We start from the raw sequence: 12,154 nt of genomic DNA, 5'->3' as shown, positions 1-12,154 counted from the left end.
TGAATCTATGGCAAAATATGCCAATATCATAATTGATATTTCTCATGAAAAATTAGATAAAACTTTTCAGTATCGGATTCCACCGGAAATGAAGGATGAGATAACGGAAGGAATGCAGGTCATTGTTCCCTTTGGAAACCGGACGATAAAGGGTTACGTGATAGAACTGACAGATAAAGCAGAATTTGACACGGCAAAATTAAAGGACATTAAAGCTGTTGATAACAATGCCATGCAAATAGAATCACAGTTCATTGCCTTGGCAGCATGGATGCGTAAAAATTATGGCGGAACCATGAACCAGGCATTAAAGACAGTGATTCCGATTAAAGAGAAAGCAAAGGAAAAAAAGAGCCGTCTGGTGCGTCTTGTACTTCCTTTTAACGAGGCGGCAAGCCTTTTGGAAGAATTGAAAAGAAAGCACAGAACTGCCCGGGCAAGACTGTTAGAAGCACTGTTAGAAGAAACTGTCTTAAGTTATGATGTAATAACCAAAAAGCTTCATATTACGGCAGATGTCATCAAAGCAATGATGCAGCAGGGCGTTATAACGGTAGAAGAAGTGCGGACTTACCGTAACCCTGTCCGTACACAGGAGAAGGGAGCCTATACCCTGACCTTAAATGCAATGCAGCAAAAAGTGGTGGATGCAGTGATAGAAAATGCCAGAACAGAAAAGAAGCCGTGCCTCATTCACGGAGTGACCGGAAGCGGTAAGACAGAAGTCTACATGGAGCTGATTGCAGAAGCTGCCGGCAGGGGAAAGCAGTCCATCGTATTAATTCCGGAGATTGCACTGACCTATCAGACGGTGATGCGGTTTTACCATAGGTTTGGCGACCGGGTTTCCATTATGAATTCGAAACTGTCACCGGGAGAGCGTTCCGACCAGTTTGAACGGGCAAAAAAAGGTGAAATTGATGTTATGATTGGCCCTCGTTCTGCTTTGTTCACACCTTTTTCAAATCTTGGGTATATTATAATAGATGAAGAGCATGAGGGCACTTATAAAAGTGAGACGATACCAAGGTATCATGCAAGGGAAACCGCAATAGAGCGGGCGAGAATGTCCGGTGCCACCGTGATTTTAGGCTCGGCGACCCCTTCCATAGAAAGCTTTTATCATGCGAAAAAGGGTGATTATTTACTCCTTTCCATGGATAAGCGGGTGAAGGAAAAGCCACTGCCGCAATGTGAAATTGTGGACTTAAGAGAAGAATTAAAGGCAAGAAACTTTTCGATTTTAAGCAGAAGCCTTCATAAAAAAATAGAGCAGCGGTTATTGCGGAAAGAACAGGTTATGCTATTTATTAACCGCAGGGGAATGGCAGGCTTTGTATCTTGCCGTGCCTGTGGTCATGTAATGAAATGTCCCCACTGTGATGTGTCATTGCATGCACATAATAGTGGAAAACTGATATGTCACTATTGTGGTTATGAGCAAAATCATGTTAAGATATGTCCGAACTGTGGTTCAAAATATATCAGTGGTTTTAAAGCCGGAACCCAGAAAATTGAGGAACTGGTAAAAAAAGAATTTCCTAAGGCAAGGATTCTTCGGATGGATTTTGATACCACAAGAAGCAAAGACAGCTATGAGAAAATCCTCTCCGCATTTGCCAATCAGGAAGCAGATATCCTGATTGGAACCCAGATGATTGTAAAAGGACATGATTTTCCAAATGTAACATTAGTAGGAGTGCTGGCGGCAGACTTATCTCTTTATGTATCCGATTATCATGCCGCTGAGAGAACCTTTCAGCTTCTGACCCAGGCAGCCGGAAGGGCAGGACGAGGTGAGAAACCGGGAGAGGTCATTATCCAGACTTATAATCCGGAGCACTATAGCGTCATCTGTGCAAAGAATCAGGATTATAACCAGTTCTATGAAGAGGAAATTTTCTACCGGCAGGCAATGCGTTATCCGCCGGTATGGCATATGCTGGTTGTGCTTTGTGCATCAAAAGAAGAAGCAGAAGCCTATGCATGTGCAAAAGAGCTTGCAGATACCATGGAAAAAGTGCAGGCTGATAAAAAGCTTCAGATGATTGGACCAGCAGATGCAGCAGTAGCCAAGGTAAATGACATTTATAAAAAAGTACTTTATTTCAAACACCCGGATTATGGTGTGTTGATTCAGATAAAAGATAAAGTAGAACAGCTTATGGAAGAAAAACAGGGAGTAAAAAATATATCGGTGCAATTTGATTTTGACCCGGTAAATGGCTTTTAGAGAAAGGAATTTAAGGAGGAAGCAAAAATGGCATTAAGACAGATTCGGACCGTAGGAGATCCGGTATTGACAAAGACCTGTAAAGAAATTAAAGAGATAACACCAAAGATTTTAGAACTGGCAGATGATATGTTAGAAACCATGTATGAAGCCAATGGTGTGGGACTTGCTGCACCGCAGGTTGGAATCTTAAAGAGAATGGTAGTTATTGATATCGGAGATGGCCCGATTCTTATGATTAATCCTGAGATTATCGAGACTTCCGGAACCCAGACCGGAGATGAAGGCTGCTTAAGTCTTCCGGGCAAGGCAGGAACAGTTACAAGACCAAATTATGTAAAAGCCCGTGCATTTAATGAAGATGGTGATGAATATGAGATTGAGGGAACAGAGCTTTTAGCAAGAGCAATCTGTCATGAATTAGACCATCTGGATGGACATATGTATACGGAAAAAGTAGAGGGCGAGCTTCATGACGTAGTCTATGAGGAGGGCTAGAAATGAAAGTAATATTTATGGGAACACCGGATTTTGCGGTGGGTACATTAGAGGCAATTGTGGCAGCAGGCCATGAAGTAGTGCTTGCGGTAACACAGCCGGATAAACCCAAGGGAAGAGGAAAGAGCATGCAGTATCCTCCGGTAAAGGAAGCTGCAATCGCCTATGGAATTGAAGTGTATCAGCCGGAGCGGGTACGCCGTCCAGAATGTATAGAATATCTGGCAAAATATCAGCCGGACATCATTGTGGTAGCAGCCTTTGGACAGATACTTCCAAAAGAAATTTTAGAGATGCCAAAATATGGCTGTATCAATGTCCATGCATCCCTGCTTCCAAAATACCGTGGGGCTGCACCAATCCAGTGGGCAGTAATCAATGGAGAGAAGGCTTCCGGCGTAACGATTATGCGTATGGATGAAGGCCTGGATACCGGAGATATGATAGCATCTGTGGCTGTGGAACTGGATGCACAGGAGACCGGTGGCAGCCTTTTTGATAAATTGCAGGATGCCGGGGCACGATTATGTGTAGAAACCATGAAATCCATTGAAGATGGTACAGCAGTGTATACACCACAGGATAATGAGATTGCAACGCATACCAAAATGATTCAGAAGTCATTGGGAAAGATTAACTGGTCTTTATCTGCAGTGCAGATTGAGAGGCTGATTCGTGGACTGAATCCATGGCCGAGCGCCTATACTTACCTTTCCGGTAAGACATTGAAAATCTGGAAGGCAACGGTACATCCGGGCAATACGGATGCTGCACCGGGAACAGTGGTAAAGGCAGATAAACAGAGCCTTGTCATACAGACAGGCGTTGACCGTCTTTCGCTGGAAGAAGTGCAGTTAGAAGGAAAAAAGCGTATGCCGGTTGCTGATTTCTTACGTGGCTTTACAATCGAAAACGGAACGGTGCTTGGAACAAAACAGCAATAAAAAGGAGGAATTCATATGCCATATTATTATTGGTGGGACCCGACTTATTTCTTGGTAATTATTGGTGCAGTAATCTGCCTTCTGGCATCTGCCCATGTAAACAATACGTTTAAAAAATATTCAAAATACCGCAGTATGTCCGGAATGACAGGTGCACAGGCGGCACAGAGAATCTTAAATGCAGCAGGCATTTATGATGTGGAAATCCGCCATATTTCCGGAAACCTTACCGACCATTATGACCCGAGAAATAAGACCTTAAGTCTTTCAGACAGTGTCTATGGTTCGACATCTGTTGCAGCGGTTGGTGTAGCAGCCCATGAGTGTGGACATGCTATCCAGCATCAGAAGAATTATGCACCGCTTACCATTCGTGGTGCCATTGTTCCGGTAGCCAATATCGGTTCTACACTGGCATGGCCGCTGATTCTGATTGGATTATTTATCAGCAGCCGTAGTGGTCAGGCATTGATTACAGCAGGAATCATCTGCTTTTCACTGGCAGTATTATTTCAGATTGTAACACTTCCGGTAGAATTTAATGCATCGAGAAGAGCAGTAAGAATCCTTGGAGAGACAGGAATCTTAGGAGAACAGGAACTGGGCTATACGAGAAAAGTTTTAGGAGCTGCAGCGTTAACTTATGTAGCGGGAGCAGCTTCAGCGATTCTTCAGTTACTGCGTCTGATTTTATTATTTGGAGGACGACGGGATGACTGATTCGGTGAACAGCCGGGAACTGGTGCTTGCAATTTTGCTGGCGGTAACAAAGGATGGCATATACAGCCATGTGGCGATTTCTGATGTACTGACCAAATATCAGTATCTTGAGAAACAGGAGCGCAGCTTTATTACCAGAGTCAGCGAGGGCACATTGGAGCGCATGCTGGAACTTGATTATATTATCAATCAGTTTTCCAGTGTGAAGGTGAATAAAATGAAGCCGGTAATCCGTTGTATTATCCGGAGTGCCGTCTACGAAATGAAATATATGGACAGTGTTCCGGTATCGGCTTCCTGCAACGAAGCAGTAAAGCTTGCAAAGAAAAAAGGCTTTGGAAAGCTTTCCGGATTTGTCAATGGAGTGCTTCGGAATATCGGAAGAAATCTTGATAAGATTGCATACCCGGATAAGAAAAAAGCTTATAAACAGTATTTATCCGTAACCTGTTCCATCCCGGAATGGATGATTACGCTCTGGGAGAAAAATTATTCTCTGGAACGGATTGAAAAGATAGCAGAAGCATTTTTGAAAGAAGAACCACTGACCATAAGATGTAATCTTACGAAGATTACACCGGAAGTATTGATGAAGCGTTTAAAAAATCGTGGTATGGAAGTGAACATAGATGAAAAACTTCCTTATGCATTGCATGTAAGAGGTGTGGATTATCTTGGCAGCATTCCGGAATTTGCGGAAGGACTTTTTTATGTGCAGGATTTAAGCTCCATGAAGGTGGCTGAGGCGGCAGAGGTAAAAGAAAATGATACTGTCATTGATGTGTGCGGAGCACCCGGTGGAAAGAGTATACATATTGCACAGCTGCTTTCCGGCAGTGGAAGGGTCATCACCAGGGATGTCAGTGAGTATAAAGTCTCTTTGATAGAAGAGAATATCAGACGTCATCAGGTGACCAATATGACAGCCGAGCAGTGGGATGCCCGTGTATCAGATAAAGGCAGTATCGGCAAAGCAGATGTAGTTATTGCCGATTTACCATGTTCCGGACTGGGTGTGCTCCGGAAGAAACCGGATATCAAATACCGGATGCAGCCGGAAGATATCAAATCACTGATCGCATTACAGCGGGAGATTTTATCCACGGTTCATCAGTATGTGAAGCCGGGTGGCAGAATGATTTACAGTACCTGCACCATTGATGCGGGAGAGAATGAAGAAAATGTTGCATGGTTTACTTCAAATCATAAAGAATTTGAAGTAGAAAGCATGGAACAGATTCTGCCGGATGAATTAGGCAGTGACGGATTTTTCATTGCCAGATTAAGGAAACAGAATGTATGATAGAAAAAGTTGATGTAAAATCCTTGAATTTAAAAGAATTAGAAGAATTTCTTTTGTCTCTGGGAGAGAAGAAATTCCGGGCAAAGCAGATATATGAATGGATGCACATCCATCATGTCACCTCCTTTGATGAAATGACAAATCTTTCGAAGAATTTAAGGGAGACATTAAAAGAGAAAGCAGACCTTACAGTATTAGAAGAAGAACTGGTACAGATTTCGAAGATTGACGGAACGAGAAAGTACTTATTTGCATTGGCAGATGGGAATATGATAGAAAGTGTGCTGATGAAATATAAGCATGGCAATTCCGTATGTGTTTCTTCCCAGGTGGGCTGCCGTATGGGTTGCCGGTTCTGTGCATCAACACTGGACGGACTGGTGCGTAATCTGACACCATCGGAAATCTTAGAGCAGATATACCGGATTCAGGAGAGCATCGGAGAACGTATTTCCAATGTGGTAGTCATGGGAAGCGGAGAACCTATGGATAATTATGATAATATTGTAAAATTCATTGAACTGCTGACAGACGAGCATGGACTTCATATCAGCCAGAGAAATCTTACGGTATCTACCTGTGGACTGGTGCCACGGATGAAGCAGCTCGCTGATTTGAAGCTTCAGATTACACTGGCACTTTCCCTGCATGCATCCTCACAGGAAAAGAGGAAAGAGCTGATGCCGGTTGCCAACAGTTATGAGCTTTCCGAGGTCTTAGATGCCTGCAGATATTATTTTGACAAGACAGGACGAAGAATCACTTTTGAATACAGTCTGGTGGGCGGCGTCAATGATACGGATGAGGATGCAGAGCGGCTGGTTAAGCTGGTTTCCGGCATGAACTGCCACATTAATCTGATTCCGGTAAATCCCATTAAAGAGCGGGATTATGTGCAGTCAGACCATGAGGAAATCCTCAAATTTAAAAATAAACTTGAAAAAAACGGAATTAATGTTACTATTAGAAGGGAAATGGGCAGAGATATTGATGGTGCCTGTGGACAGTTAAGAAAGAAATTTTTAGAAAGGTAGGTGGACTATCATGAAGACTTTTTCAATTACAGATATCGGACAAAAGCGCAGCTCCAATCAGGACTATGTCTTTTCCTCTGAGCAGCCGATTGGTAATCTGCCAAATCTTTTCATTGTTGCAGATGGAATGGGAGGACATAAAGCGGGAGATTATGCTTCCAGATATACGGTAGAGACATTGGAGAAGCTGATTCGTGAGTCGACATTGTCAGAGCCGGCTGCAATTATTGAGTCTGCAGTAAAGCAGGCAAATACCATGCTGTTAGAGGAAGCAAATAACCATGAGGAAATGAAGGGAATGGGAACTACTCTGGTAATTTGTACCATTCATGACAACGTGCTTACGGTTGCCAATGTGGGAGACAGCAGACTATATGTAGTAAATCAGGAAATCAGACAGATTACGAAAGACCATTCGCTGGTAGAAGAAATGGTGCGGATGGGTGAGATGGACAAAGAAACAGCCCGGAATCACCGTGATAAAAACATTATTACAAGGGCAATCGGAGCAGTCCCGGAAGTGGATGTGGATTTCTTTGAGATTAATCTGGATCCGGAAGATGAAATACTTATGTGTACCGATGGATTAACCAACATGGTAGAGGATGCAGATATCAGAAATATTATGCTCAGTCAGCGTGATATTGCAGAACAAGCAGAAAGACTGGTAAAGACTGCCAATGAAAATGGCGGTAAAGACAACATTACAGTAATTGTAATAAAACCATTTTCGGATGAGGTGAAGATATGTTAACAGAGGGAATGTTTATCGCAGAACGTTATGAAATTATTGGAAAAATAGGCGCAGGCGGAATGTCTGATGTTTATAAGGCAAAGGATCATGTCTTAGGACGTTTTGTGGCAATTAAGGTTTTAAAGCAGGAATTCAGTGAAGATGTTAATTTTGTGACAAAGTTCCGTACCGAGGCACAGTCAGCAGCAGGATTAGAGCATCCAAACATCGTAAATATCTATGATGTCGGAAGCGAAAACGGCATGCATTATATTGTCATGGAGTATGTGGATGGAATCACATTAAAGACATATATTGAGAAGAAAGGCAAACTGACTTACAAAGAAGCAGTCAGCATTGCCATTCAGGTAGGCAGAGGTATTGAGGCTGCACACAATAAGAATATTGTGCACCGTGATATCAAGCCACAGAATATTATTATTTCCACAGAAGGAAAAGTAAAGGTAACCGATTTTGGAATTGCCCGTGCAGCAACTTCCAACACCATTAATTCAGATGTTATGGGTTCCGTACATTATTCTTCTCCGGAGCAGGCAAGAAACGGTTTCGTAGATGGCAAGAGTGATATTTATTCTCTTGGAATTGTCATGTATGAAATGGTAACCGGAAGAGTTCCTTTTGATGGAGATACTACGGTTGCGGTAGCAATCCAGCATTTACAGGAAGAAATGGTTCCACCAACTGCGTATACACCGGACCTTCCAATCAGCTTAGAGAAGATTATTTTAAAATGTACACAGAAGAACCCGGACCGCCGTTATGAGAATATGGGCGAACTGTTGATTGATTTAAAGAAATGTCTGATTAGTCCGAATGAAGATTTTGTTACCATGGTTCCACTTGGCAGCAATGATAAGACAAGAGTCATCGGACAGGATGAATTAGAGCAGATCCGGGAAGGCTCCGGAAAAGTTTCCTATGATGAAGAGGAAGAAGCAGGAGAGGAAGAAGAACCGGATGAGGATGAATTAACAGAGGATGAGGAGAAGGAGAATGGAATTCTCAATCCGAAGATGGAAAAAGCAGTTACTATTATGGGAATTGTCGCTGCAGTTATCATCGTAGGAATCGTCATTTGCCTGGTTGGTAATATCCTTGGAATTTTCCGATTTGGCGGCAACAAGAAAAATGATACCGAGACAGAGATTGCAACAGAAACCGAAACAGACACCGAAGATAAAATCGAAATGATTGATTTGCGTGGTCTTACTTTTGAAGAAGCACAGAATGAAATCAAAGATAAGAAGCTTGATATCAAGTTAGAAGAAGGCGAGGAGATTTCCTCTGATGATTATGAGGAAGGACAGATTGCCGAGCAGAGTGTGAAGAAGGGTGAATCTGTAAAGGCTGGCGATACCGTTACTGTCCGTATCAGCAGCGGAGCAGGAGATGTTCCGATTCCTGACGTAGCCGGTTATAAGTCTTCGGAAGCACAGAAAAAATTAGAGGATATGGGCTTTAAGGTAAGCACGGATTATGATTACAGCGATACCGTACAGCAGGATTATGTTATCAAGACTACACCAGATATCGGAACCAATGCGAAGAAGGGTGATACCATTACCCTGATTTTAAGCCGTGGTATTGAAAGCGTGCAGGTACCGGATGTCAGAGGACACTCAGAAACTGATGCGAAAAATGAATTAACCGGTGCAGGCTTAAATGTTACAACTAAGACCGATTACAGCGATGATGTGGCAGAAGGTCAGGTTATCAGCCAGGATCCGGTAAATGGCAAGTTTGTTGACCGGGGAACAACAGTTACCCTGACCATCAGTTTAGGAAAGAAGACAACATATTATTCTTATAAGAGCGATACATTAGCAGTACCGCAGGATGGTAAGAATTACATTGGCGGAACCGTTACACTGAAAGGTTCTGATGGAAGTACCCTCTGGACAACAACCTTCGAGGGAACAACACCTGGTTCTGTGAATGTAGATAATATTAAAAATATGAGCAGCGGTACCCTTGAGGTTGACTGGACGTATACCAACGAAGATGGTACAACAGGAACCAATGTGGTATCGACCTCTGTAAACTTTACTGAAAAATAAGGATGCACATGCAGGGAAAAATAGTCAAAGGAATTTCCGGATTCTACTACGTTCATGTAGTGGAATCCGGAATTTATGAATGTAAGGCAAAAGGAATATTCCGCCAGCAGAAGATGAAACCACTGGTGGGAGATGATGTAGAGATTGATATTATTTCAGAAGAGAAGAAGACCGGAAATGTCGCAGCAATTCTTCCAAGAAAAAATGCACTGATTCGTCCGGCAGTTGCCAATGTAGACCAGGCTCTTTTGATTTTCGCAGCGGCAAGTCCCAATCCCAATTTTAATCTTTTAGACCGTTTTCTGGTAATGATGGGACGGCAGGATGTTCCGGTAATCCTTTGTTTTAATAAGTGTGATTTGATTACGGAGGAACAGCAGCAGGAGATTGCATCTATTTATGAAGCAAGCGGCTGCAAGATACTCTTTGTCAGTGCAAAAAAGGAACTGGGACTGAAAGAACTTCAGGAAATATTAGAAGGAAAGACTACAACGGTAGCAGGACCTTCCGGAGTGGGAAAATCTTCACTTATTAATCTTTTAGCACCGGAAGCCTGTATGGAGACCGGTGAAATCAGTAAGAAGATAGAGCGCGGCCGGCATACCACAAGACATGCAGAACTGATTCAGCTTAAGGGCGATGGTTATATCATGGATACACCGGGATTTAGTTCTCTTTATCTTCCGGAAATGGAGAAGGAAGAATTGCAGGATTGTTATCCGGAGTTTGCAGCCTTTGAACCGTATTGCAGATTTCAGGGCTGTTCCCATATCAGTGAGCCGGACTGCGGAGTCAAAGAAGCTTTATCAGAAGGAAAGATTCATCCGGTGCGTTATGAGAATTACTGCCAGCTCTATGGAGAATTAAAGGACAGAAAGAAGTATTAAATAATTAGAGTATCGAAAGAGAAGAGAAAATAGGATATCGAAAATAAAGTACAGCCAAATAAGATACGAAAGAAATATCAGATACAGAAAGGAATCAGACGATGAATTGTTTATCCCCATCTATTTTATCAGCAGATTTTAGTAAATTAGGAGAAGAGATTAAGACGGTAGATGAAGCCGGGGCGCAGTACATTCATATCGATGTAATGGATGGAAGCTTTGTGCCAAGCATTTCTTTTGGAATGCCGGTAATCCGCTCCATTCGAAAATGTACCGATAAAATATTTGATGTTCATCTGATGATTGATGAGCCAATCCGTTATATTGATGAGCTGGTAGACTGCGGAGCTGATTTGATTACGGTGCATGCAGAAAGCTGTAAGCATTTAGAACGGACCATTGAAGCCATTAAGGAACGTGGCATCATTGCAGGAGTAGCATTAAATCCTGCTACACCATTAACTACCATTGAACATATTTTAGAAAAAGTGGATATGGTATTAATCATGACAGTAAATCCGGGCTTTGGCGGACAGAAGCTGATTCCTTATACTATCGATAAAGTGCGTCAGTTAAAGAAAATGGTGCAGGAGCGGAAGCTGAAGCTTGATATTGAAGTAGATGGCGGCGTAAACCTTTCCAATGTTGAAACATTGATGGATGCAGGAGCAAATATTATTGTTGCCGGAAGCGCAGTTTTTGGTGGAGATGCGGAAGAGAACACCAGATGTTTCTTAAATCTCATTAATGGTGGTAAATAAGATGAATACATTGATTATCAATGGCGGAACCATAGAGGATGCATTTGCATTAAGTTATATAGAGCGGGTAAAACCGGATTGTATCTTAGCAGCAGACCGTGGCATGGAATTCTGTTACCGCAATCAGATAAAACCGGATGTCATATTAGGAGATTATGATTCGGCAGATAAAACCATATTGGAAGCATTTCGACGGCAAAGCGGCATTGAGTGGCACCAGTATCAGCCGGAGAAGGATTATACCGATTCTGAAATTGCCATCGGAAAAGCCATGGAACGGAATAGCAGCGAAATCCATATATTAGGTGGCACCGGCACAAGGCTTGACCATGTGTTAGGTAATATACAGCTTTTGATGCAGCCGCTGGCAAAAGACATTCCATGCTTTCTCATAGATTCCCATAACCGGATTCGTCTGTTGAAAGAGCGCGCGGTTCTTCGAAAGAGTCAGCAGTTCGGAAGGTATGTATCCTTACTTCCTCTTACAACAGAAGTAACCGGAGTAACATTGACCGGAATGAAATATCCGCTGCAGGATGCAGCATTTACCAGTGATAATACATTGGGCGTCAGCAATGAAATTGTAGAGGACGAAGCGGTGATAGATTTAAAAAACGGAATATTGATTATGATTGAATCAAGAGACTGATTTTTATGAGACTGAATTCTGTAGGACGGAAAGAGGTCTCTTTTTTGTTTGACAGAATAGCGGCACAGTCTGTCCGCCACCAATACATTATAAAGTCTGCTAGGAGCACTTGGAATTTCGTCCGACAACAGGCAACGCTGGCACAGGGAAGTGCCAGCGAGGCGCATTTGAAAAAGGATGTGAATATGCGCCGGTTGCCGGAACTGATGAAAGATGCTATCGAAATTCTTAGTGCTCCGGCAGGCTTTATGCTTGTATTGGAGCGGATAGACTGTGCCATTATTCTTTTAACGGAAAGACCGTTTCTATCTTGA

The 12,154-nt window shown here is 42.6% G+C and carries 12 protein-coding genes; all 12 read left to right on the top strand.

Translation table 11 applies throughout. From position 1 onward, the window contains the following. The first annotated feature begins 7 nt into the window (after positions 1 to 7). The 12 genes from priA (at position 8) to LKD41_RS01980 (ending at position 12,154) form a co-directional block, all read left to right on the top strand. Positions 8 to 2,233, top strand: coding sequence for a replication restart helicase PriA (priA, locus tag LKD41_RS02035; RefSeq protein WP_227700234.1), 2,226 nt, complete (start codon positions 8 to 10; stop codon positions 2,231 to 2,233). A gap of 27 nt (positions 2,234 to 2,260) precedes the next feature. Further along, entirely contained in the window at positions 2,261 to 2,731 is a 471-nt protein-coding gene (def, locus tag LKD41_RS02030) for a peptide deformylase (RefSeq protein WP_022243178.1), read from the top strand. Positions 2,732 to 2,733: 2 nt separating this feature from the next. Beyond that, complete coding sequence (fmt, locus tag LKD41_RS02025; protein ID WP_227700233.1) at positions 2,734 to 3,675, top strand: methionyl-tRNA formyltransferase; 942 nt, start codon at positions 2,734 to 2,736, stop codon at positions 3,673 to 3,675. A 15-nt stretch (positions 3,676 to 3,690) separates the two neighbouring features. After that, a complete protein-coding gene (locus LKD41_RS02020) occupies positions 3,691 to 4,395 on the top strand; it encodes a zinc metallopeptidase (protein WP_118172710.1) in 705 nt (234 codons plus the stop codon). Beyond that, positions 4,388 to 5,698, top strand: coding sequence for a 16S rRNA (cytosine(967)-C(5))-methyltransferase RsmB (gene rsmB, locus LKD41_RS02015; protein ID WP_227700232.1), 1,311 nt, complete (start codon positions 4,388 to 4,390; stop codon positions 5,696 to 5,698). The genes LKD41_RS02020 and rsmB overlap by 8 nt, the downstream gene beginning before the upstream one ends. Then, a complete protein-coding gene (gene rlmN, locus LKD41_RS02010; protein ID WP_227700231.1) occupies positions 5,695 to 6,732 on the top strand; it encodes a 23S rRNA (adenine(2503)-C(2))-methyltransferase RlmN in 1,038 nt (345 codons plus the stop codon). The genes rsmB and rlmN overlap by 4 nt, the downstream gene beginning before the upstream one ends. A gap of 10 nt (positions 6,733 to 6,742) precedes the next feature. Further along, the gene (locus tag LKD41_RS02005; RefSeq protein ID WP_022243173.1) at positions 6,743 to 7,486 is read left to right on the top strand and encodes a Stp1/IreP family PP2C-type Ser/Thr phosphatase; all 744 of its coding nucleotides are present in this window, start codon (positions 6,743 to 6,745) and stop codon (positions 7,484 to 7,486) included. After that, positions 7,480 to 9,543, top strand: coding sequence for a Stk1 family PASTA domain-containing Ser/Thr kinase (gene pknB / locus LKD41_RS02000; protein ID WP_227700230.1), 2,064 nt, complete (start codon positions 7,480 to 7,482; stop codon positions 9,541 to 9,543). Before LKD41_RS02005 ends, pknB begins: the two co-directional genes overlap by 7 nt. A gap of 8 nt (positions 9,544 to 9,551) precedes the next feature. Continuing rightward, positions 9,552 to 10,430 (top strand): ribosome small subunit-dependent GTPase A, encoded by an 879-nt coding sequence (gene rsgA, locus LKD41_RS01995; RefSeq protein WP_022243171.1) that lies wholly within the window; start codon positions 9,552 to 9,554, stop codon positions 10,428 to 10,430. A 101-nt stretch (positions 10,431 to 10,531) separates the two neighbouring features. After that, positions 10,532 to 11,191, top strand: coding sequence for a ribulose-phosphate 3-epimerase (gene rpe / locus LKD41_RS01990; RefSeq protein WP_227700229.1), 660 nt, complete (start codon positions 10,532 to 10,534; stop codon positions 11,189 to 11,191). 1 nt (position 11,192) lies between these two features. Then, positions 11,193 to 11,840 carry a thiamine diphosphokinase gene (locus tag LKD41_RS01985; protein ID WP_227700228.1) on the top strand — a complete coding sequence of 216 codons (648 nt, stop codon included), beginning with the start codon at positions 11,193 to 11,195 and terminating at the stop codon, positions 11,838 to 11,840. Between the two features lie 5 nt (positions 11,841 to 11,845). Then, positions 11,846 to 12,154: a hypothetical protein gene (locus tag LKD41_RS01980; RefSeq protein WP_227700227.1), complete on the top strand. Its 309-nt coding sequence runs from the start codon at positions 11,846 to 11,848 to the stop codon at positions 12,152 to 12,154.

The organism is Roseburia sp. CLA-AA-H209, assembly GCF_020687575.1.
Lineage (GTDB): Bacteria > Bacillota > Clostridia > Lachnospirales > Lachnospiraceae > Roseburia_C > Roseburia_C amylophila.
The sequence above is the reverse complement of the archived record's forward strand: the minus strand, read 5'-3'. Positions and strand labels throughout refer to the sequence as shown.

What these genes read in the sequence shown, in the direction of transcription:
- priA (WP_227700234.1), top strand. Translation starts at nt 8, where the DNA reads ATGGCAAAATATGCCAATATCATAATTGATATTTCTCATGAAAAATTA.
- def (WP_022243178.1), top strand. Translation starts at nt 2,261, where the DNA reads ATGGCATTAAGACAGATTCGGACCGTAGGAGATCCGGTATTGACAAAG.
- fmt (WP_227700233.1), top strand. Translation starts at nt 2,734, where the DNA reads ATGAAAGTAATATTTATGGGAACACCGGATTTTGCGGTGGGTACATTA.
- LKD41_RS02020 (WP_118172710.1), top strand. Translation starts at nt 3,691, where the DNA reads ATGCCATATTATTATTGGTGGGACCCGACTTATTTCTTGGTAATTATT.
- rsmB (WP_227700232.1), top strand. Translation starts at nt 4,388, where the DNA reads ATGACTGATTCGGTGAACAGCCGGGAACTGGTGCTTGCAATTTTGCTG.
- rlmN (WP_227700231.1), top strand. Translation starts at nt 5,695, where the DNA reads ATGATAGAAAAAGTTGATGTAAAATCCTTGAATTTAAAAGAATTAGAA.
- LKD41_RS02005 (WP_022243173.1), top strand. Translation starts at nt 6,743, where the DNA reads ATGAAGACTTTTTCAATTACAGATATCGGACAAAAGCGCAGCTCCAAT.
- pknB (WP_227700230.1), top strand. Translation starts at nt 7,480, where the DNA reads ATGTTAACAGAGGGAATGTTTATCGCAGAACGTTATGAAATTATTGGA.
- rsgA (WP_022243171.1), top strand. Translation starts at nt 9,552, where the DNA reads ATGCAGGGAAAAATAGTCAAAGGAATTTCCGGATTCTACTACGTTCAT.
- rpe (WP_227700229.1), top strand. Translation starts at nt 10,532, where the DNA reads ATGAATTGTTTATCCCCATCTATTTTATCAGCAGATTTTAGTAAATTA.
- LKD41_RS01985 (WP_227700228.1), top strand. Translation starts at nt 11,193, where the DNA reads ATGAATACATTGATTATCAATGGCGGAACCATAGAGGATGCATTTGCA.
- LKD41_RS01980 (WP_227700227.1), top strand. Translation starts at nt 11,846, where the DNA reads ATGAGACTGAATTCTGTAGGACGGAAAGAGGTCTCTTTTTTGTTTGAC.